At 63.9% G+C, this 20,640-nt stretch carries 22 protein-coding genes and 2 pseudogenes; 11 read left to right on the top strand and 13 right to left on the bottom strand.

What is annotated here, in order from left to right:
- Nucleotides 1-78: 78 nt before the first annotated feature.
- The 3 genes from AAFX91_RS24595 (at nucleotide 79) to AAFX91_RS24585 (ending at nucleotide 3,502) form a co-directional block, all read left to right on the top strand.
- Nucleotides 79-2,544, top strand: a complete 2,466-nt coding sequence (locus AAFX91_RS24595) for a flagellin (RefSeq protein WP_394568258.1) — start codon at nucleotides 79-81, stop codon at nucleotides 2,542-2,544.
- A gap of 207 nt (nucleotides 2,545-2,751) precedes the next feature.
- Nucleotides 2,752-3,117: a flagellar biosynthesis regulator FlaF gene (gene flaF, locus AAFX91_RS24590; protein ID WP_130582395.1), complete on the top strand. Its 366-nt coding sequence runs from the start codon at nucleotides 2,752-2,754 to the stop codon at nucleotides 3,115-3,117.
- Between the two features lie 19 nt (nucleotides 3,118-3,136).
- Entirely contained in the window at nucleotides 3,137-3,502 is a 366-nt protein-coding gene (locus AAFX91_RS24585) for a hypothetical protein (RefSeq protein ID WP_130582396.1), read from the top strand.
- 17 nt (nucleotides 3,503-3,519) lie between these two features.
- Here the strand turns inward: AAFX91_RS24585 and AAFX91_RS24580 are convergent, their stop codons facing one another.
- From AAFX91_RS24580 to AAFX91_RS24565, 4 genes are all read right to left on the bottom strand, one after another.
- Nucleotides 3,520-3,885, bottom strand: coding sequence for a flagellar protein FlaG (locus tag AAFX91_RS24580; RefSeq protein WP_130582397.1), 366 nt, complete (start codon nucleotides 3,883-3,885; stop codon nucleotides 3,520-3,522).
- Nucleotides 3,886-4,031: 146 nt separating this feature from the next.
- Complete coding sequence (locus AAFX91_RS24575; RefSeq protein ID WP_130582398.1) at nucleotides 4,032-4,529, bottom strand: hypothetical protein; 498 nt, start codon at nucleotides 4,527-4,529, stop codon at nucleotides 4,032-4,034.
- Between the two features lie 15 nt (nucleotides 4,530-4,544).
- Nucleotides 4,545-4,901, bottom strand: a complete 357-nt coding sequence (gene flgJ / locus AAFX91_RS24570) for a flagellar assembly peptidoglycan hydrolase FlgJ (RefSeq protein WP_130582399.1) — start codon at nucleotides 4,899-4,901, stop codon at nucleotides 4,545-4,547.
- Entirely contained in the window at nucleotides 4,901-6,025 is a 1,125-nt protein-coding gene (locus AAFX91_RS24565; protein ID WP_394568256.1) for a flagellar basal body P-ring protein FlgI, read from the bottom strand. The genes flgJ and AAFX91_RS24565 overlap by 1 nt, the downstream gene beginning before the upstream one ends.
- Nucleotides 6,026-6,294: 269 nt before the next feature.
- Here AAFX91_RS24565 and AAFX91_RS24560 point away from each other — a divergent pair, with 269 nt between their 5' ends.
- The 3 genes from AAFX91_RS24560 to AAFX91_RS24550 all read left to right on the top strand — a co-directional run bounded on the left by AAFX91_RS24560 (nucleotide 6,295) and on the right by AAFX91_RS24550 (nucleotide 8,432).
- Nucleotides 6,295-6,708, top strand: coding sequence for a flagellar assembly protein FliX (locus AAFX91_RS24560; protein ID WP_130582401.1), 414 nt, complete (start codon nucleotides 6,295-6,297; stop codon nucleotides 6,706-6,708).
- A gap of 327 nt (nucleotides 6,709-7,035) precedes the next feature.
- A complete protein-coding gene (gene dksA / locus AAFX91_RS24555; protein WP_196237262.1) occupies nucleotides 7,036-7,401 on the top strand; it encodes an RNA polymerase-binding protein DksA in 366 nt (121 codons plus the stop codon).
- 221 nt (nucleotides 7,402-7,622) lie between these two features.
- Nucleotides 7,623-8,432: a phytanoyl-CoA dioxygenase family protein gene (locus AAFX91_RS24550; RefSeq protein WP_394568255.1), complete on the top strand. Its 810-nt coding sequence runs from the start codon at nucleotides 7,623-7,625 to the stop codon at nucleotides 8,430-8,432.
- Nucleotides 8,433-8,453: 21 nt separating this feature from the next.
- On the opposite strand, the gene AAFX91_RS24545 is transcribed toward AAFX91_RS24550, so the two are convergent.
- Nucleotides 8,454-8,882, bottom strand: a complete 429-nt coding sequence (locus AAFX91_RS24545) for a winged helix-turn-helix transcriptional regulator (protein ID WP_394568253.1) — start codon at nucleotides 8,880-8,882, stop codon at nucleotides 8,454-8,456.
- Between the two features lie 101 nt (nucleotides 8,883-8,983).
- Between AAFX91_RS24545 and AAFX91_RS24540 the strand changes: the two are divergent.
- A pseudogene (locus AAFX91_RS24540) lies at nucleotides 8,984-10,011 on the top strand (SDR family oxidoreductase).
- Nucleotides 10,012-10,089: 78 nt separating this feature from the next.
- Nucleotides 10,090-10,875, top strand: coding sequence for a 2-keto-4-pentenoate hydratase (locus AAFX91_RS24535; RefSeq protein WP_394568251.1), 786 nt, complete (start codon nucleotides 10,090-10,092; stop codon nucleotides 10,873-10,875).
- A gap of 1,018 nt (nucleotides 10,876-11,893) precedes the next feature.
- Here the strand turns inward: AAFX91_RS24535 and AAFX91_RS24530 are convergent.
- A complete protein-coding gene (locus AAFX91_RS24530; RefSeq protein WP_282527792.1) occupies nucleotides 11,894-12,241 on the bottom strand; it encodes a hypothetical protein in 348 nt (115 codons plus the stop codon).
- A 295-nt stretch (nucleotides 12,242-12,536) separates the two neighbouring features.
- On the opposite strand from AAFX91_RS24530, the gene AAFX91_RS24525 reads away from it, so the two are divergent.
- On the top strand, nucleotides 12,537-12,797 hold the full coding sequence (locus tag AAFX91_RS24525; protein ID WP_394568249.1) for a hypothetical protein: 261 nt from the start codon (nucleotides 12,537-12,539) through the stop codon (nucleotides 12,795-12,797).
- Between the two features lie 143 nt (nucleotides 12,798-12,940).
- On the opposite strand, the gene AAFX91_RS24520 is transcribed toward AAFX91_RS24525, so the two are convergent.
- From AAFX91_RS24520 to flgF, 7 genes are all read right to left on the bottom strand, one after another.
- Nucleotides 12,941-13,363, bottom strand: coding sequence for a hypothetical protein (locus tag AAFX91_RS24520; RefSeq protein WP_394568247.1), 423 nt, complete (start codon nucleotides 13,361-13,363; stop codon nucleotides 12,941-12,943).
- Between the two features lie 215 nt (nucleotides 13,364-13,578).
- Nucleotides 13,579-13,794 carry a hypothetical protein gene (locus AAFX91_RS24515; RefSeq protein WP_130578834.1) on the bottom strand — a complete coding sequence of 72 codons (216 nt, stop codon included), beginning with the start codon at nucleotides 13,792-13,794 and terminating at the stop codon, nucleotides 13,579-13,581.
- A gap of 182 nt (nucleotides 13,795-13,976) precedes the next feature.
- Nucleotides 13,977-15,548, bottom strand: a complete 1,572-nt coding sequence (locus tag AAFX91_RS24510) for a hypothetical protein (protein ID WP_394568246.1) — start codon at nucleotides 15,546-15,548, stop codon at nucleotides 13,977-13,979.
- A gap of 132 nt (nucleotides 15,549-15,680) precedes the next feature.
- Nucleotides 15,681-16,433, bottom strand: coding sequence for a flagellar basal body L-ring protein FlgH (flgH, locus tag AAFX91_RS24505; RefSeq protein WP_130578832.1), 753 nt, complete (start codon nucleotides 16,431-16,433; stop codon nucleotides 15,681-15,683).
- Between the two features lie 5 nt (nucleotides 16,434-16,438).
- A complete protein-coding gene (flgA, locus tag AAFX91_RS24500; protein ID WP_394568260.1) occupies nucleotides 16,439-17,518 on the bottom strand; it encodes a flagellar basal body P-ring formation chaperone FlgA in 1,080 nt (359 codons plus the stop codon).
- Nucleotides 17,515-18,303: a flagellar basal-body rod protein FlgG gene (gene flgG, locus AAFX91_RS24495; protein WP_028163563.1), complete on the bottom strand. Its 789-nt coding sequence runs from the start codon at nucleotides 18,301-18,303 to the stop codon at nucleotides 17,515-17,517. The genes flgA and flgG overlap by 4 nt, the downstream gene beginning before the upstream one ends.
- 12 nt (nucleotides 18,304-18,315) lie before the next feature.
- Nucleotides 18,316-19,080, bottom strand: a complete 765-nt coding sequence (flgF, locus tag AAFX91_RS24490; RefSeq protein ID WP_130578830.1) for a flagellar basal-body rod protein FlgF — start codon at nucleotides 19,078-19,080, stop codon at nucleotides 18,316-18,318.
- A gap of 383 nt (nucleotides 19,081-19,463) precedes the next feature.
- On the opposite strand from flgF, the gene fliL reads away from it, so the two are divergent.
- Nucleotides 19,464-19,955 carry a flagellar basal body-associated protein FliL gene (fliL, locus tag AAFX91_RS24485; RefSeq protein WP_130578829.1) on the top strand — a complete coding sequence of 164 codons (492 nt, stop codon included), beginning with the start codon at nucleotides 19,464-19,466 and terminating at the stop codon, nucleotides 19,953-19,955.
- A gap of 2 nt (nucleotides 19,956-19,957) precedes the next feature.
- Nucleotides 19,958-20,566: pseudogene (gene fliM, locus AAFX91_RS24480) on the top strand (flagellar motor switch protein FliM); the annotation flags it as partial.
- Between the last annotated feature and the right edge of the window lie 74 nt (nucleotides 20,567-20,640).

The raw sequence follows: 20,640 nt of genomic DNA, 5'->3' as shown, positions 1-20,640 counted from the left end.
CTGACCCCATGGGGTCAGTCCGCTGACCCCGCAAACCTCTCACAGAGGCGCTCTTACACAAAACTTCTGACACTCCCAATGTCCGGCATTGTTCTTTCGTCTTCGGTTCGCCAGAACCTCCTCTCGCTGCAGTCGACTGCCGACCTGCTCGCCACCACCCAAAGCCGTCTTTCCACCGGCAAGAAGGTCAACTCGGCCCTCGATAACCCCACCAACTTCTTCACCGCCGCCGCGCTCGACAATCGCGCCAGCGACATCAACAACCTGCTTGATGGCATCGGCAACGGCGTGCAGGTGCTGCAGGCGGCCAGCACCGGCATCACGTCGCTGCAGAAGCTGGTCGACGGCGCCAAGTCGGTCGCGACCCAGGCCTTGCAGTCGACTGTCGGCTATTCCGCCAAGTCCAGCGTGAGCGTTCAGATCAACGGCGCCACCGCCTCGAACCTGCTCGGTACCGGCGCCGCGATCGATACCACGGTCCAGGGCACGCTCGCGGTCAACAACAACCTGACCAGCTACAGCGCCAATTCGGCCGACGGCACGCGCGTCAATGCCACGCACCAGACCGCATACACCAACAGCCTGGCCACCTTGGGTACCCAGATCAATGCCGCGTCGGACGCAACCTCGGTTCTGAGCACTGCGGCTGGTGGCGCTCTGACCGCCGGTGCTGCCTTCTCGGTCAACGGCAAGACCATCACCTTCCAGGCCACGGGCGCCGCGGCGGTCGATGGCAGCGGCAACTACACGATCGGTGTCGACCAGACACTGGGCGACCTGCTGGGCGCGATCGACGCGATCACCGGCAATACCGGCACCGGCGGTGCTGTTGCATCCAGCATTAGTGGCGGCGCGATCCAGCTCAGCACTGGTCTCGCCCACGACATCGACATCGAGGACGGTACCGGTGGCGCCGCCGGCACTCTGGCCAAGCTCGGCCTTTCGGCCACGGCCCAGGATGTGACCCGCACCAGCACCACCAACACCACGACCCCGATCACGGCGGTGACCAAGCTTTCCGGTCCCCAGGTTGCCGGTGGTGCGGACGCCTTGGTCGGAGCGGGCGCGGCCTTCACGAACTCCGATGTCCTCGTGATCAACGGCAAGACGATCGCGTTCAACAACGGCGGCGGCACCTCCGGTTCGGTGGCCAACAACGATCTTTCGATCGACGTCTCCACCGGCACTATTGGCGATATCCTCACCGCCATTAACGGCGCCTCTGGAGCCACCGCCAGCATCGGAACCGGTGCCGATGTCGGCAAGATCCATATTCTGACGAGCGCAACGCAGGACGTGGACTTCTCGGGCTCCAATGCTGCCACCCTGGCCAAGCTTGGGCTTAGCGGCCTCACCGACAACAAGGTGAGCCGCACGCCCACGGCCGGCGCCGTGCAGATCACCGGTGCTACCAAGCTGTCGGGCACTGCCGCCGCTCTCAGCGACGCGATCACCACCGGCTTCCAGACCGGTGATACGATCACGGTCAACGGCAAGACCATCACCTTCGTGGACAATGGCGCGGCCGACAACAACCACATCAACAAGGACGACAGCATCGATACGCTGCTGCACAAGATCGACGCCCTGACCGGTGCGGCCCCGAACTCTTCATCGGTGTCCGGCGGCCAGATTACGCTGCATACCGGCACCACCAGCGATCTGACGATCACCAGCTCGAACACGGCCGCGATGGCCGCCCTCGGCTTTGCTGGCCCGATCAGCAAGACCCGTGACCACGGCCCGTCGCCGCTCGACGGCCAGACGTTGTCGATTGGCTCTACGGGCGGCGGCACCGCCACCAGCATCACCTTCGGTGGTACCGGTCCGGGTCACGTCACCTCGCTGAACGATCTCAATGCAGAGCTGAAGTCGAACAACCTCCAGGCCACGCTGGCGCAGGACGGCACGCTGACGATCACCACCGCGAACGACGCGGCTTCGGCTACGATCGGCTTGATCAGCGGCACCGCGGCGGTGTCGGGCCAGTTGTTCTTTAACAAGACCCCGAGCGATCCGGTGGTCGATGCGTCGGCGAGCGCCGCCCGCGACGCGCTCGTCACCCAGTACAACAACATCTTGAACCAGATCACGACCACGGCGCAGGATGCTTCCTTCAACGGCGTCAACCTGCTCACCGGCGACACGCTGCGGCTGACCTTCAACGAAACCGGCAAGTCGACGCTGGCGATCTCCGGCGTCAACTTCAACTCCGCGGGCCTTGGCCTTGCGGCGCTGTCGTCCGGCGACTTCAAGGACAACGACTCCGTGCAGAAGGTGGTGAGCGGCCTGACCAACGCCAGCAGCACGCTGCGCGCCCAGGCGTCGTCCTTCGGTTCGAACCTGTCGATCGTGCAGATCCGCCAGGACTTCTCGAAGAACCTGATCAACGTGCTGCAGACCGGCTCGTCCAACCTGACGCTGGCCGACACCAACGAGGAAGCGGCCAACAGCCAGGCGCTGTCGACCCGCCAGTCGATCGCGGTCTCCGCGCTCGCGCTCGCCAACCAGAGCCAGCAGAGCGTGCTGCAGTTGCTCCGCTAAGCGTAGCTTCACCAAATCAAGAACGGCGCGAGACGGCGGGGGGAACCCCGCCGTCTTCGTTTTAGTTAAGGCGTGGCGTGGCGGCTTCTGCCGGAAAACGGACACATTTGGTAACCGTTGCTAACCATATTTAAAGGCACGGTCTGTATGAAAGTTGGGCACTTTTTGAGACCCCGCGGTCCAAACCGCTCCCACCGAGGTTCGTGAATGTCAAATGCAGCTCAGGCCTACGCACGCACGTCAACCACGACGGCGTCCCCCCGTGAAATCGAAGCGCAGGCGCTGCTAAAAGCTGCACGACAGCTTCAGGAAGTCCAGACGAACTGGAGTGGGCCGGACAAGGCGATGCAGAACGCGCTGCTGTTCAATCGCCGCCTGTGGTCGATCTTCATGAGCGCCGCGCAGGCCAATGACAATCCGCAGCCGCTCGAAGTCCGCCAGAACATCACCAATATCGGCGTGTTCGTGATGAAGCAGACCGTCGAGATGCAGATCAATCCGGATCCGGCGAAGCTGAAGTCGCTGATCGACATCAACTGCAACCTCGCCGCCGGCCTCGCCGGCCGCGGCTAGGCAAAGTGGAGCGGCTCGAATGGCCGACATGATGGGCATCCTGGCGGCCAACTACAAGGCCGTCGGGCTGAACGTTCCCTCCAAGACGCCCTATGTGGCTGTTGATCCTGAGCTCTACGAGGGCAGTTGGACCGGCAAATACGCCAACAACAAGTCGTTCAAGATCCAGGTCACGAACGTCACGGGCTTCCGCGCCAAGGTGCACTACCAGAGCGAGGGCACCAGCAAATACCAGGACGTCCTGATCAAGGATCAGTCGTTCCGGGTCGGCGATACCAAGTTTACGCTGACTTCGGTCGGCACGGCGCTGATCAAGAATGTCGTCAACGATCCTGCGACCGGGGGAACGTATCTCGACCAGGCCTACGCGAAGCGCCAGGGCTGAGCGCCGTACCTGAAGCGTCAGGCCCTGCGGTCGGTGGCGCCGAGACGTGTCGGCGTTTCCTTGGTCAGGTCGAGCGTGCGGAAATAGGCGCGCCGGCGCAGCACGGCCTCTTCAGGAAACTGCCTCACGACCTGGCTCGTGCGGTTGTCGACGACTTGAAAGACGACGGACGCGGCGTCGCGATCGATAATGACTTGGTTGGAAACGGAAGCGTTGACGACGTTGGAATTGATGCTGGCGCGCGCGCCTGCATCCGCCGCGGTGACGCTCCGGCTCGGCGGCAGCTCGGTTGAGACGGCATTCCGCGCCGCCTCGCTGACGGGAGCGGTGATCGGTGCCGCAACCGGTACCCCGACCGGCTTGATGCTGAAATCTGTACTCATCACGCCTCCTAGTGCGTGCGCACTAGCTAATGCTTCGAGTCAAATCCCAACCCTCCATGAACCGCAACTATAGGCCACACCTCTCAACAGGTTGTTAGGGAATGCGCTGAATGCCGCGCTTACGCTCGCGCGACAATTTTAACGAATTAGAGCGACCGGCTGACCGCGAGCGGCGTGATGTGGCGCGGTCCAGGCGCAGCGCGCCGGCCGGCCGCGGTGTAGGTATTCGGCACGTTGCGGCGCTGGATCTCGCTATTGACGCCGCGCACGATGCCCTCCGACACCGCATGCGCGGTGGCGAGAACGGTGAGGTTGACCTGCAGCATCGCGCGGAAGGTGTCGTGATGGCGGCGCAGCGTGTTCAGGAGATCGGGCGCCGCCTGTGACAGCTGCTTTTGCGCAGCCTTCACGTTCTCGACCGCGACCATGTAGCGACGCGACAATTCCGATTTCTGCGCTTCCAGTTGCATCGCTTCGCGTACCTTGCCGGCGCGTACCAGCTCTGTCTCGCGCTCGGTGATGCCGAGCAGGGCGCTCATCACGTCCATCAGGTCTTCCGCGAGCTTGCGAATTTCGGCAGGTGTCGAGCTTGCAGACTTCACGGCTTGCGCCGGCGCCGGCCGCGATTGAAGACGCTGGTTCATCTTGTCCTGATCTCCTCAAGCTTGGCTGGCGCCGCCTGCCTGCTGCAGGATCAGCGTGCGGAACACTTCGTTGGAAATGCCGACGCCGCCGGATTTCGCGAACGATTTCGAATATTCTTCCGTCAGCATCGAACGCCACACGCCGGTGCCGGGCGTATCGCCAAACGGGCCTTCGCCCTTGATGCCGCTGGTCATCTGCGAAAACATCGAATTGAGGAACAGCGCCTCGAAATCCTGCGCCTTCGCGCGGGCCTTCGCCTGCATTTCCGGCGAGACCTTCGTCAGCGCGTCCGCGAGTTGCGGATCGTTGCGGCCGTTGCCGCGCGGCGCCCGATAGGGACTGGTGATGGCGTCGACGAATCCGCTCTGCATCACATCACCTCGATGTCGGCCTGGATCGCACCGGCGGCCTTGATCGCCTGCAGGATGCTGATCAGGTCGCGCGGGCCGATCCCGAGCCCGTTCAGTCCGTCGACGAGTTGCTGCAGCGAGACGCCGTCTTTCACCACGGCGAATTTCTTGCCGTCTTCGGTAACCTGCACATTCGAGCGCGGCGTCACCACCGTTCGTCCCCGCGACAGCGGGTTGGGCTGGCTCACTTGCGGGCTCTCGGAGATCGACACCGTGAGATTGCCTTGCGCGACCGCCACGGTGGCGACGCGAACGTCGCGGCCCATCACGATGATGCCGGAGCGCTCGTCGATCACGATCTTGGCGGCAAGATCCGGGTCGACCTGCAGTTGCTCGATCTCGGTCAGGAAGGCGACGACGTTGCCCTTGAACTCCGGCGGGATGTTGAGCTGCACGGTCGAGGGATCGATCGGCTCGGCGGTCTTGACCCCGAGGAAATCGTTCACCGCCGCCGCAATGCGCTTTGCGGTGGTGAAGTCGGCGTTGCGCAGCGCGAGCCGGACGTTAGGCAGGCGGTTGAGCGTGAACTCGATCTCGCGCTCGATGATCGCGCCGTTGGCAATGCGGCCGACGGTCGGCACGCCGCGCACGATCTTGGCGGCTTCGCCTTCGGCCTGGAACCCGAAGATCGCGAGCGTGCCCTGCGCGACCGCGTAGACATTGCCGTCGGCGCCGAGCAGGGGGGTGACGAGCAGGGTGCCGCCACGCAAATCCTTGGCGTCGCCGAGCGCGGACACCGTGACATCCATCCGCGTGCCCTGCGTGCCGAAGGCCGGCAGATTGCCGGTGACCATCACGGCGGCGACGTTGCCGGTGCGGATGGTGGCGCCGCGGATGTTGACGCCCATCCGTTCCAGCATCGCCTGCAGCGATTGCTTGGTGAAGGGGATGTTGTTGAGCGTATCGCCGGTGCCGTTGAGGCCGACCACGAGGCCATAGCCGATCAACTGGTTCTGCCGCACGCCTTCGATATTGGCGAGGTCCTTGATCCGCGACGTCGCGCCGGCCGGCAAAGCGGTCAGCGCGAGCACGAGCCACGCGGCGCAGGCGGCTGCGAAAAAATGTGCCGAACGGATGCCGGGCATCCCTGTGCTCCCCTCGAGGTCTTCCATCGGACCGGCACGCCACTCCCATAGCGGGCGATCCGCTCCTTCACTATGCGAGCCCTGTGCCATAGCGGGGTGATGCATCAAATAACTGATATCTTTAGTGAAATTTCGTGATCGCTGTTCGCGCTCCGTTTGCCGGCGGAGTCGAAACTGCCGGCCGGCGGCAGATTTTGCCGAGTCGTTTACGGACCATTAACCATAAGGGGGCGAAGGTTCCGTCCAGCACGCCCGCGGGATCATCGACGATGCGCATCTCAGGACCGAACGGCACCACGCTTGGAACGCCCGCGAGCAGCACGCGGCGGAACAACTCGAGCAGCTTCGCGCTGCCGGAACCCTCGACGGAAGCGGGCGAGGTCCGTTCCGGCGCCGCGCCGAAAGCCGCCGCGAATATCGATGCGCTGCTTGCGCTGCAAGGTGTCGAGGACCCCACGGAACGCCGCAAGCGCTCGGTCGCGCGGGGCCGCGGCGCGCTCGATGTGCTCGACGAGCTCAAGATCGGCCTGTTGGCCGGCAATCTGGAAGCGACAACCGTCGCGCGGCTGCGCGATGCCGCCGCCAGCCTGAAATCTTCCTCCGGCGATCCCGGCCTCGATGCGGTCCTGTCCGAAATCGAGCTTCGCGTCGAAGTCGAGCTCGCCAAGGCCGGGCAGGCCTAAGGTCGTTTGCCTCGGCCGCGATTCGCCCGGTCTGGTCAGCGCGGATTTAATTCCCGTCGGCCGGGCAAAAAGGACTGATCCGGACCCTTCATTCTCGGGGCTGTTGGCGCCGGATGAGCCCACTGACCGGTCCTGGCGGAACGGGGCCAACTTGCCTGTGTAAGGGGGCGGAAATGGCGGTTCGAAGGGGTTGCGCCGATATTGTCTGTCACATGAGGTAGCTATATAAGGCGCCGCGCGGATGACCCATTTTCGTCCGCCTGACAGGGACATGGACTGCCTTTGGAAAAGCTGAAGAACTACCGGCCTTCTGAAAAAGAGCCTTTCATGAACGAGCGTCAGCGCGACTATTTCCGCGCCAAGCTGCTGGCCTGGAAGGATGAGATCCTCCGCGAATCGAAGCTCACGCTGCAGACCTTGCAGGAAGAGAACGTCAACCACCCCGACCTTGCCGACCGTGCTTCCTCCGAGACCGACCGTGCGATCGAGCTGCGCGCCCGCGACCGCCAGCGCAAGCTGATCTCCAAGATCGATGCCGCACTGCAGCGCATCGAGGACAACACCTACGGCTATTGCGAGGAGACCGGCGAGCCGATCTCCCTCAAGCGGCTCGAGGCGCGTCCGATCGCAACGCTCTCGGTCGAGGCCCAGGAACGCCACGAGAAGCGCGAAAAAGTTTATCGCGACGAATAGGGGTAGGCTCGCGGCGGTGCCATTGAAACCGCCATCCGGCGGAGGTAGTTTCGCGCTGCCATGATGATGAAATCCATTCTCAACTTCGCTTCGGTCTTCTTGCTGGGTCGCTGACTCCAGCCGCCGCTGCCTGCGGCATCCCCCATTGGACCGATTGAGCCCGACCGCCGCTGCATGACGCAGCGCAATAATGTCTGGCGACAGCTTGAGAGATCATCATCATGACCGACCACGAACGCGCGCGTTCGCTCAGCGACGCGCAAATTGCCCAATTCATCGAACACGGCTTTGTCAGGATCGACGACGCTTTTCCGCGCGAGCTCGCGGAGGAGGCGTGCGCCATCCTGTGGCGCGACTTGCCATGCCGCGAGCACGCGCCCGCAACATGGACACGTCCGGTGGTGCGACTGGGCTTCTATGGCCAGCCACCGTTCCGGCAGGCGATCAACATGCCCGTCCTGCATGCGGCGCTCGACCAGATCGTCGGCACAGGCCGCTGGTGGCCGCAACAGGATATCGGCACCTTTCCGGTACGCTTTCCGCATCCGGACGATCCCGGCGACGCCGGCTGGCACGTCGACCTCAGCTTCCCCGGTGAGGATTGCGATCCGAATGAGCGGCAGGATTTCTCGGCCTGGCGCGTCAATGTCACCTCGCGCGGGCGCGCATTGCTGATGCTGTTCCTGTTCTCCGACGTCGGCGAACAGGACGCGCCGACGCGCATCAGGGTCGGCTCGCACCAGCCGATGGCGCGCTATCTCGCACCAGCGGGCGAGGCCGGCCGTGCCCGCATGGCGCTGGACGAGATGGGCGCCGATTGCCCGATTGCGCTGGCGACCGGCGCGGCCGGCACGGTCTATCTCTGCCATCCCTTCCTGGTTCACGCCGCCCAACGGCACCAGGGCAGGGCGCCTCGCTTCATGGCACAGCCCGCGCTGCCATTGAGGGAGCCCTATCGGCTCGAGCGTTCCGACGGCGCCTATTCGCCGGTCGAGATCGCGATCCGGCGGGCGCTGGGAATGACGGGATAGCGTAAAGTTGCGAAGCGACATTCAGGCGAGTTCGGCGCCGAGTGTCGCTTCGCGCGCGGCGGCATGGCCGCGTGCGCCATAGGTCTTCGACCAGGCGAGCAGTTCGCGGAACGCCGGCAACAGGCCGTAAGCGGCGTCGGTCAATTCGTATTCCACCCGCAGCGGCTTTTCGGCAAGCACGGTACGAAGGACCAGGCCGTCGCGTTCGAGCTCGCGCAGTTGCGCGGTCAGCATGTGCTGGGTGACGCCGCCGAGCGAGCGGCGCAGGGCGCCGAAGCGGGTTGCGCCGTTCATCAGCGCAAAAAGGATTTCGAGTTTCCATTTGCCGCCGAGTGCGTGAATGGCGTGCTTGAAATCGCCGAGCAGTGCCGGGTCGGGCGCGCAATCTGCGCATTCGGCGGAATCGCAGGGCGACATGGTATTGTTTTCCATACCGGTCTCGAATTTCATCCTACTTGTCCTCTCGCAGATAGTGGCCCAGATGCGGTTGTTGCAGGCCGGCGAAGCGAATTTCCGCGCCGAGGCCGAAGATTTGGGAAAGGCTTTGTCGGATGAGCACCGTTTTGGTTACGGGCGGATCGGCTTCATCGGGGTGCACACCATCCTGCAGTTGCTGGTCGAGGGCCATCAGGTGCGCACCACGGTGCGCCGGCCGGAGCGCAGCAAGGATGTGCTCGCGATGCTGCACCAGGGCAATGCGCCATCGCCCGAGAGCGTATCGTTCTTCACTGCCGATCTCACGCAGGATGCCGGCTGGCGCGAGGCGGTGGCGGGTTGCGATTACGTGCTGCATGTCGCGTCTCCGCTCAGCAGCAGCGTGCCCAGGGACGAGAACGAGATGATCATTCCCGCGCGCGACGGGACTCTGCGGGTGCTGCGCGCCGCGCGCGATGCCGGCGTCAAGCGTGTCGTCGTCACGTCGTCGATGGGGGCGATCGGCTACGGCCACCCGCCGCAGGCGCAGCCGTTCGACGAGACGAGCTGGACCGACCTCGATGGCGATGACGTGTTCGCCTACGTCAAGTCGAAGACGCTCGCCGAGCGTGCGGCCTGGGATTTCATTGCGAAGGAGGGCGGCGGACTGGAGCTTTCCGTCATCAATCCCGTCGGCGTGTTTGGGCCGGTCCTGGGGCCGGATTTCTCCGGCTCGATCGACATCATCAAGATGCTGCTCAACGGCGCGATGCCGGCGGTGCCGCGGATCTATTTCGCCGTGGTCGACGTGCGCGACGTGGCGGACCTGCATCTGCGCGCGATGACCTCGCCGGCGGCGCGCGGCGAACGCTTCATCGCGGTTGCCGGAGATCCGATGTCGATGCTCGATATCGCAAATCTCCTGCGGCGCGAGCTCGGTTCCGCCGCCCGGCGGGTGCCGCGCTTCCAGGCGCCGGACTGGGTGGTGCGGCTGGCCGCAACGGGCGTTCCCGTGCTGCGCTATGCCGTGCCGATGCTCGGCAAGGTCCGCCGCTCCACCAGCGCGAAGGCCCGCGAAAAGCTCGATTGGACGCCGCGCCGCGATGACGAGACGATCCTTGCGACCGCCGAAAGCCTGATCAGGCTCGGCCTTGTCAAGGCGTGAGCGCGTATGTGACGCGCTTGTCAAGCGCGCGCCGTGGTGCTGAATTGCCATCTCGACAACGCAATCCGGGAGGTGGCCATGGACAGGACCGCAGCGGCCGCAAAGGCCATCGCCACCGCTCGCCGTAACCGCGCGCCGCTGGCGGCGCTGCCGGCGGATCTGGTGCCGGCCGATGAGGAGGAGGGCTATCAGGTCCAGCGCGCGGTGCATGACCTCTTGCTGCCGAAGGTCGGCGCGCTCGTCGGCTACAAGATCGGCTGCACCAGTGCGGTGATGCAGGACTATCTCGGCATCGCCCATCCTTGCGGCGGCGGCGTGTTCGAGAAGGGCGTGTATGAGAGCGGTGCCGAGCTCAAGATGGCCGACTATGTCCGCGTCGGCGTCGAATGCGAGATCGCGGTGAAGCTGGCGCGCGATCTGGCGCCGGGCGAGGCGCCGTTCACCGCCGAATGGGTCGCGGAGGCGGTTGCGGAGTATCATCCCGCGATCGAGATCGTCGACGACCGCTATGCGAAATGGGAGGCGATGGGCGCGCCGACGCTGATCGCGGACGACTTTTTCGCCGCCGGTTGCGTGCTGGGCACGGCAGTGCCACGCATCACCGCACCCGATCTGCACGACGTCAAGGGCCGCGCGCTCATCAATGGCGAGGAGGTGGCGAGCGGCACCGGCGCCGACGTGCTCGGTCATCCCCATAACGCACTCGCCTGGCTCGCCAACCATCTCGCCGCCGAAGGCAAGGGCCTGCACGCCGGACAGGTGGTGCTGACAGGCAGCCTGGTGAGGACGATATGGCTCAACGCCGGCGACAGCGTCGTGATGGAGCTCGCGGGTCTGGGCAAGGTGAAGGCCACGTTCGCGTGATGCGGTAGATAGGTTCGCGCGTCTCGCACCGCTGTCGTCCCTGCGAAAGCAAGGACCCATGACCACAGGGAGTTGTTGTGGCGCGAGCAAGCGGTTGCGGCGGAGCCGGAGCCGTAGGGTAGGCAAAGGCGCACTTGCGCCGTGCCCACCATCTAGCGCCGTGCTCGCGTTGGGGGGCACGCTTCGCTTTGCCCACCCTACAGCATCGCCGCGAGTCATGATTCAATTTTCAAACAGGACAGGGCATGTGAGTCCGCATTCTCGCGGCGTATCACGCCCGAGCTTTGCTTCACTTTCCACCCTCTCATCGAACAGAGGGCGCAGGGAAAGCCGGGTGCCGGTTGCACCCATGGGTCCCGTGCAACAAAAAGCACGGGGGTAGGACCACAGGTTCAACCGAAGCATTCCGGCTTTCCCTGTGCGATGGTGTTACGGCTTATTTCGTGCTCTCCCCGGTGACCGGGCTTTCTTGCCACCGTCATCTCTAGCGCGAACTTGTTCGCGCGAAAAACTTAGCGCCAGCGTCGGGGCGCCAGGACCACACGACTTCGCCGTCCACGCGTGCCACGCTCGTCAGTCGTGACACCCGCGTCCACCGCATCTCACCGCAACGTTCGTGACGATCGCGAGCCGCCCCTCATCCGCCGTGAGACGCGCGGAGTTAAATCACTGATTTGCCCGACGGCGAAAGCGGAATATTTTCTGCGCGAGGGATGGACAGACTTTAGGTGATTTGCCCGTCGGGTTGTTATGTCGCACCGAAAGCATCCACATCGTCATTGCGGGCAGCGCGAAGCAATCCATAGCGCCGCTTGTGGAGACGTGGATTGCTTCGCGGAGCCTGTCATCGGGCGCGCGTTCGCGCGACCCGTTGGCTCGCAATGACGGGGGGCTGTCATTCCGGGGCATCGCGAAGCGATGAGCCCGGAATCCATTTCACCGCTTGCGCAAGTGGACGAATGGATTCCGGGCTCGCGCTGACGCGCGCCCCGGAATGACGGCGGAAACAGTGGCGGTGCTACGCCGACACGTCGACGAGCTGGCCCTTCTTGTCCGCGTTCTCATGGAATTGCTGCTCGATGAGGTCCTTGATCTTCTGCTCCACGGCCTGGCGCTGTTGCGGCGTCATGTTTTGCAGGTCCTGCTCGGTCAGGTTCATGCTCTTCAGGATGTTCGCGCGCATCCGGTCGATCGGGTTCATGTGGGCGTATTTGAGGAACTCCTCCTCGATACCGTTGCCGAGGGACGTTTCCCGCGCGGGTTGGGTGGAAGCTTGATCGTCGGCGCTCGAGACGTCCTTTGCGGCAGTGTTCTTCGTGCTCGCGGTAACAAAGCTATAGGAGGAGATCGTCGTCGATATCTGCACGTCGCGCCCCAATTCGTGATGAGGTCGCAGGACGCAATCCGTGTGCCATCATGCACGCGAGTTATTTCAACGGGATAGGCGCGACCCTCAGGACATTCGGCGCTGAGTGGGCAAGTTCTGCCCGGCGAAGTTTTCCCGCGCGCGTGAATGAACCGCGTCATTCGGTGTCACTGCGGTGACCGGCTGCAATCGCGAACTATCACGGTCGGGAAAGGCGGCGCGATCCATGATTGGCGTCGGCGCTGAGGCCCACCATTTCGAATAGGAGTGATTCCGCATCGTCCAGGAGACCAAGATGAAATACGCACTGATCGGCGCCGCTGGCGTCATCGCGGCGGCTTTCGCAAACCCGGCATCGGCTCAGGCGGTGATCGAAGATCCCGGCTACTGCGCGCAGTTTTATCCCGATGCCAATTGCCAGAATATCGGCCCGGGCAATCCCTATACCGACGGCAACTGGCGCAACGATTGGCCGCCGGCGCGACACGCGTTCATTGAACGGCATGCGCGCCATCGTCATCTCAGCCATCACGAAATGAATGGCAGGGCGGGTTAGTTAGCGTCCCGTTTTCCGCAGCTTCAACGAGCGACGGCGCAAGCGTAATCCGCCGTTCGCCTGCGACCGGGATTGTCGGTTACGCCTCCCGCCTTCGCGCGTTGAAGCGGCGGAGAATGGGGTCGGCTAGCCCTACGATCGCACTATCCAACCGCAAACGGCTTGGCGGGGCGGTGGTGGTCGGCCTGGCTTTGCGGCAGCCTGGTCACGCCGGCAGTGCGCTTGATGCCGCGCTCTGACGGTGGCTCCGGACGGGGAAACAGGTTGGCCTCGAAACGCACGCCCGGCGCTTGCTCCGCAGTGCCGGAGCACACCGCGGTCTGGCCCTTGAAGACCCCGGTCAGCTTTGCCTCGACCTCATCGACACCGAACACGGTGGTCGGGCCTTCGGCGTAGCGCTTGGTCGTCAGCGTTGCGGTGAACCGGTCTTCGTCGAGCTCGTAAGTGCCGCTATAGGTGAACATGCAGTCGCCGCCCGAGATCCTGCCATTTGCAAGATAGATGATCCCGGTGCCTTCGCCGTGCGGCGTCCGAAACCAAACGGCATATTCGCCATCTCTGATCATCGAACACACCCATAACGAGAAAGTTTGCGCTGTGCACTACCTAGAGCGCGACGCCGCCAACTTCCAGCGAGTGAGGGCGCGAGGGTTAATGGGGCGTGAAAGGCTGCGCGTAAAATCGCCATCATGCCTGAACCCACACGTGTATCAGATCGCCAACCTGATCCTCATCGGAGGAGCCGCATGACTCACGCGTCACGCTCTCATGCTTCGCGCTCTCATGCTTCGTTCTTGGGCGTATATTTGCCCATGACGCATTTGTAGCTCTTCAGCCTCCACTCGTGATACGGCCCCTTGGAGAGCCAGTCGGCGATGCCGATTTGCGCATTTACACTGCAGGCTGCCATGGTGATGCCGGATTGCTCGCTGTTGGTGACGACTTTTTCAAGACAAAGCGGACCGTTGCAGAGAATAGCGACAAGCGTGACAAGCATTTTGACCTTCGGTTGATTGGGGAATACCCGGTTGGATTGGTTTATGCAGGCTTCGTGCCAGCGGGCTGGACTTGCGTGATCACATCTCGTCGAAACGTGATCTGGACCAGCCTTCGTCCGATATGCTGTACGTAGTTTCCCGGGTTATGCTTCCGATGCAGAGGTGCCCGGCGTTCCAGGCGCTACCGGCAGGCGGGATTGGCCGCATCCGCGATCGAGAAAAATGTGATGCTGGCCGGGGCCAAGTCAGTGTGTGACGCCGCGACCGGCTCGCCTTCGAGCGCAGGCAATTCATCATTCGCAGCAAGCTTCAACTCGCGGCCATTCATGCGCACGCGCGTGTCGGTGAGATTGGCTGCGGTCAGGGCGTAGCGTCGCGCCGTTCCGGAGAACCGGAGCGACCGCCGCGCCATCCGATCGGTGTTGATGGCAAGCAGCGCCACGCCGCCTGATGTGTCCCGCAGGCAATGCGCATAGAGATATAGTCCCGGCACCGCCGCCGATCCGACGTCGAGCACGACCGTGCCCATCAGTTTTCGCCAAAGCAGTGCGGCCCAATAGTTCGGACGCGGCGTGAAGTCTTTCTCTTCCAGCAGGCCGTAGTCGCTGGCAGCAAGAGTGTTGTGCATGACGACTTGCACCTGGCGTTTGGCCATGCGCCCAAGCGTGTCGAGATAGCGAAAGCTGTCGAGGAAGGTCGAGCTCCAAGGATTGCCACCACAGGCGGCATCGGCCGTTTCCGTGATCCACAGCGGCCGACCGGGTGCGAACCGATCGCGCAAGTTTGCGTAGAACGACGCTGCACGATCGATGCCGGACAACCAGTCTTGTGACAACGCGTTGCTGTCGCGCACCGCAGCCGATGGCACCCTCTTGCTGCAACGTGGCGAGAGGGCGCCGTAATAATGGAAGGAGATCGCGTCGAACACGGGGCCTGCTGCTGCCAACAGCTTCTCACTGCCGAGCGCATCGCCCGATCCGCCTGTGCTCACGGTGCCCGGCCCAAGCAGGATCGTTTCCGATGAGGCATGCTTGAGGAACGGCGCGAGCACGGCGATGTCGCGGCCGAAGCTCGCGGCATCATAGTTGGACAATAGGCCGATGGCGGCGAGGTCGGGCTCGTTCATGAATTCGGCCGCGAAGATGGTTCCGCCGAGCGCCTGCGTCGCCGCGATCAGCTTCTGTGCCTGCGCCGGCGTCCAGACGCCGCTGGCATCGCGCGTGCCCAGGCCTGTCGCAAAGGACGTGACGAGCCTTGCGTCCACCGCGCGGGCGAAGTCGACGACGTTGTTCCATTGACGGCGCGTCAGCACGCCGTTGAAGCCGCGCGGTGGCGATCGCGCGTTGTCATCGGTGTCGTCGAAATAGGTGGTGTTGGCCCAGGTGCCGCTCACGCGCAGATAGGCCGGCCCCAGCGCCGCGGCGAGCTTGCGCAGTCGCGGATTGGCGAGATCGATCGGCTTGCGGTAGGCGTACATCGCGGGATCCCTGCCGGCCGGGATGCCATCCGCCTTCGAAGAAGGTTTGCGCCGATCGGCGTAAGGACGCCAGAAGCGCCCGCCGGTCACCTCGACCATCTCGACATTGTAGGATTGAAAGCGCTCGTCGATCGAACCAATGCGCGCCATGTCCGCTGGCGCGAGCGCGATGCTCGGATCGGCCGCCGACGCAGGCGGCGCGCACAGGATGGCGAGCGCAGCGCCGAGGCAAGCGCGTCGTGTCAGGCTGATCCGAACCTCGTTCTCGCTCCGCATCACGCGACTTTACACCGGGCACGTGGTCGCCAAAAAGCCGCGGCCCCCGCCAGGGGAGCTAGCGAGGGCCGCGTTGGAACACTTCACTGCGCCTAGGTTCGCAATAAAGTGTGGGAGCTCGTTTGAAGAAGGTCAGAACGGCAGCAGCACGTCCATCACCTGCTGTCCGTAGCGGGGCTGCTGGACGTCGGTGATCTGGCCGCGGCCGCCATAGGCGATGCGGGCCTGGGCGATCTTGCTTGAATCGATGGTGTTGTCGCTCTGGATATCCTCGGGCCGCACGACGCCCGCGACGATCAGTTCGCGGATCTCGAAATTGACGCGGATCTCCTGCTTGCCTTCGACCACGAGGTTGCCGTTCGGCAGCACCTGCGTGACGACCGCGGCGACGTTGGTCTGCAACGCTTCCTGCCGGTTCACCGAACCTTTGCCGTCGCTGGACGAGGTCGAGTCCGTGGTGAGGATTTTGCCCGGCAGGACCTTTAGCGGCTGCGTAACCGTTTGGGAGCCGAGGAAGTCGGTGATACCAGAATCTTCCTTGGCGGTGCGGCTGCGCTGGGTCTCGTTGGCGATGTTGGCTTTGTCGGTGAAATTGACGGTCACCGTCAGCAGGTCGCCGACGCGCGCGGCGCGCTGGTCCTTGAAGAAGGCTCTGGAGCCGTTGCGCCACAGCGAATTCGGGCTGTAGGAGGCCACTTCCGGCTTCGGCATCGGCATCTGCACCGGCTTGTAGCCGGGCTGCGTGGTCGGATTTTCGATTGCGGTCAGCTTCGGCTGTTCGCCGATCTGGGAGAGGCGGTCGATCGAGGAGCAGCCGCTGGCGAGGATGCCGAGCGTGAGCAGGGCGCCGGTGAGGACGAGGCGGTTGATACGATAAGCGGACATCACGGTTACTCGGCTTTCGGGGCGACTGAACTGACGTTGGCGACGGCGACGGGGCTCGCCTGCTCGGCGGGGGCGAGCGAGGCGCTGGGTTCAAGGACAGTTGCTGCGCGCGGCGGGGTGATCGTGACCTGGCCGCGGCCGGTGACGGTGCCGGAGACGGTGCGCTTGGACTGCAGGTTCATCACGCTGACGACATCGCCTTCGGTGCCGCCGTCGAGCGCCTTGCCGCGGATCGTGAGATAGAGCCCGGCGGCCTGATAGATCAGCGTCACGTTCTGGTCGCGGGTCACGAGATCCGGCCTGGCGAGATCGGCGGTCTTCAGCGCCTGTCCGGCGCGGAGCTGGCGGCGGGCCTGCATGCCGACGGCATTGTCGCGGAGGGCGAGGTCGTTGCCGACCTCGGCCTTCGGGCGGCGCTCGACCAGCACGTCCGAATGCTTCAGCGTCTCGCCGCGCTCGACACTGCGCGCCAGCACGGCGGCTTCGACGGTTTCGATCGCGGTGCCGGTGAAGCGCAGCCTGGTCGGCGCGGCGCCGGTCTCGTTCGCGATCTCGAAGGTGATGTCGAAGCGGCTGTTGCGCGGATCGTAGCGGAGGGCGACCGGCTGCAGATTGCCGGAATTGGTGGCTTCCAGCCTGACGTCGCCGATGTCGCGATCGAAGTTGATGGTGAGATTGGCGGCTTCGCCGAGGCCGTTGCGGCGCTCCAGCGTGCGGGCGACCGCCTGCTCGATCTCCTGCCGATCGATCGCGCGCGCGGCGCGGGTCACCGAAATTTCCTTGAGGTCGCGGGTGTCGACGCCGATCACCTGATGGGTGCGCAGCGTGGCGAGCACCTGCGCCACCGGCAGCGTGCCTGTGGTGCCGAGATCGGGCGCGCGATAGATCGGTGTGGCGCCGAAGCTGCCGGCATTGTCGACGAGATCGCCGATGCGGACGATGTCGCTTGTAACCGTGACGTTGGCGCGCAGCGTCGGCGGCGCGATGACGTCGCTGCGGCTCTGCGCGGTCGCATTGGAGACCGACGCGGCAAGGAGCAGCGCGGCGAGGAGAAGCGGGCGGCGAACATGGTCACTCTCCCTCAGCGGAACAGGTTCGAGGTGGATTGCAGCATCTGGTCGGCGGCGCTGATCACCTTGGCGTTCATCTCGTAGGCGCGCTGGGCCGCGATCAGGTCGGAGATCTCCGAGACCACCTCGACATTGGCCTGTTCGAGGTTGGACTGCTGCATGTCGCCGAAGCCGTCGGTGTTGGCGATGCCGTCCTGCGGCGTGCCGGAGGCCGGCGTGTCGACGAACAAATTGTCGCCGATCGGCTGCAGGCCGGCCTTGTTGATGAAGCGCGTCAGCCCGATCTGGCCGACCAGGGTCGGCGTGGTCGAGCCCGGCAGCATCACGGTTAGCTGGCCCTGCGCATTGATCGTGATCTGCGAGGAGTTCTGAGGGATCGTGATGGTCGGCTGCACCGGGTTGCCCTGCGCGTTAACAACGCGCCCTTGCTGGTCCATCATGAACGAGCCGTCCCGGGTGTAGGTGTAGGTGCCGTCGGGCATCTGGATCTTGAAGAAGCCTTCGCCGCGGATCGCGATGTCGAGATCGTTGCCGGTCGGCGAGAGCGTGCCCTGGCTCATCAGGCGCGGCGTGCCGACGGTCTTGACGCCGCCGCCGAGATCGATGCCGACGGGCAGGATGGTGCCCTGGTCGGAGGCTTGCGAGCCGACGCGGCGCACATGGTCGTAGATCAGGTCCTGGAACGCGGCGCGCTGCTTCTTGTAGCCGGTGGTGCGCAGGTTCGCGATGTTGTTGGAGATCACCTGAACGTTGAGTTCCTGTGCCGCCATGCCGGTCGCTGCAGTGTAGAGAGCGCGCATCGATTAATCTCCTCAGGCCGGAACGTCGGCGAGCTTGTCGATCGCCGATTTGTGCAGATCGCTCTGCTGCTGCAGCAGTGACGAGATCTGGGTGTAGGTCCGCGTAATCTCGATCATGCGGCTCATCTCGGTGACGGAATTGACGTTGGACTTCTCGACGAAGCCCTGGCGCAGCCGCGAGGTGGTATCGAGCGCGGCCGGATTGCCTTCGCCAGCGGAATAGAGGTTGTTGCCTTCCTTCACGAGCTGCTGCGGCTGGGCGAAATTGACCACGCGCAGCTTGCCGCGGATGGAGTCGATGCGGCCGGTGCCTTCGAGCACGGTGACGTAGCCGTCGGCGGCGATGCTGATGTCCTTGTCGGTCTGCTGGAACACGATCGGACCGGCATTGCCGAGCACGGGATAGCCGGACTGGGTGACGAGCTGGCCCTGGTTGTTGACGGTCAGATTGCCGTCGCGGGTGTAGCGCTCGCCTTCGGGCGTCTGCACCACGAGGAAGCCCGAGCCGTCGATCGCGACGTCGAGCGGGTTCTTGGTCTCCTGCGACGGTCCTTGCGAGAAGTCGTGGAAAGTGGCGCGGTCGTTGACAAAGGACACGCGGCGGTCGGAGGGGGCAAAATTGTCCTCATGCGCGCCGGACCTCAGGAATTCCTGGAACAGCGAGCGGTCGGCCTTGTAGCCGTTCGTCGTGATGTTCGCGATGTTGTTGGCGACGACATCCATCTGCCGCTCCAGCACAACCTGCCGCGATAGTCCGACCAGAAGCGTATTCTGCATCGGCGGTTCTCCCCTTCGTGGACGGTCCGCAGAAAGAGGTTCTCCCAAACCTCAGGCCCTCGGACCTCGCGAACCTTTGGGCTCTCCCAAACCCGCCGGCTCGCACTGTCTTCAGCGAAAGCCGTGCCAACTCGGAAAGTGATGATTTTTGAGTGGGTTAGGTGTTCAGCCCGGGGGCGGAGAGGGCGGCAGAAAGGTCTTGTTGACCATGTTTGCCCGGCAGTTTTTTCCTAGTTGCGCGGCGAATGAAAGAAACCGTTAACCATTCTTACCCTAGCGTTGCGCTGTAACAGAGCGCGTGTGCGCTGGCGGCATCGGTATTGCGTCTCAAAGGGCCTGGCTGGGGCAATCGCGTTCGTTTCCGTTTTTGGGGCGGGCGGGCGATGGCGGACGAAGACAAGGCGGAGGGCGGCGCCGAGGGCGAGGCCGCTGCTTCGAAGAAGGGTAAGCTCAAGCTGATCATTGCCGCCGTCGGCTTCCTCGCCATCCTTGGCGGTGGCGCCGGCTGGTTCTTCTTCATGCGCGGCCATGGCGAGGAGGTGCATGCCGAAGCACCGCCGCCGAAGCCGCCGGCCTTCGTCGAAGTGCCCGACATGCTCGTCAATCTCGTCGGCGGGCCCGGCGAGCGGATCCAATATCTGAAGGTCAAGCTGGTGCTGGAGGTGAAGGAGGAGAAGCAGGTCGAGGCGATCAAGCCGTCGCTGCCGCGCGTCACCGACCTGTTCCAGACCTATTTGCGCGAACTGCGCGCCAGCGACCTCAACGGCTCGGCCGGCCTGTTCCGCCTCAAGGAAGAACTCACCAAGCGCGTCAACGCGGCGCTGTCGCCCAACCAGGTGAACGCGGTGCTGTTCAAGGAAATCGTGGTTCAGTAGCGATGGCCGGCAACGACCAGATGGACCAGGATGCGATCGCCGCCCAGTGGGAGGCGTCGCTCGATTCCGAGGATCCGGCAGCCGCAGCGGAAGAAGCTGCGAAGAATGAACTGTCGGAGAGCATGTCGCTGCAATGGGCGGCCATGGTCGAGGACGGCAGCCGCGACTTCGGCACCAAGAACGGCGGCGAGCGGGTCCTCTCGCAGGAAGAGATCGACAATTTGCTCGGCTTCACCGTCGGCGACGTCAATCTCGACGACAATTCCGGTATCCGCGCCATCATCGACTCCGCGATGGTGTCGTATGAACGCCTGCCGATGCTGGAAATCGTGTTCGACCGCCTGGTGCGGTTGATGACGACATCCTTGCGCAATTTCACCTCCGACAACGTCGAAGTCTCGCTCGACCGCATCACTTCGGTGCGCTTCGGCGACTACATGAACTCGATTCCGCTGCCGGCGGTGCTCAGCGTGTTCAAGGCGGAGGAATGGGAGAATTTCGGGCTCGCCACCGTCGATTCCAGCCTGATCTATTCGATGATCGACGTGCTGCTCGGCGGCCGAAGGGGCCAGACCTCGCTGCGCATCGTAGGGGAATCGCATATGGCCTTAGGCCGTGTGGACAGTTACCTTATCCAGAGCAGAGTGGCGGCAATGGCGACGACGGCGAAGTAGTTTCGCGCGGT

This window comes from Bradyrhizobium sp. 31Argb (genome assembly GCF_043638955.1).
In the GTDB taxonomy this organism is placed as follows: domain Bacteria; phylum Pseudomonadota; class Alphaproteobacteria; order Rhizobiales; family Xanthobacteraceae; genus Bradyrhizobium.
The sequence above is the reverse complement of the archived record's forward strand: the minus strand, read 5'-3'. Positions and strand labels throughout refer to the sequence as shown.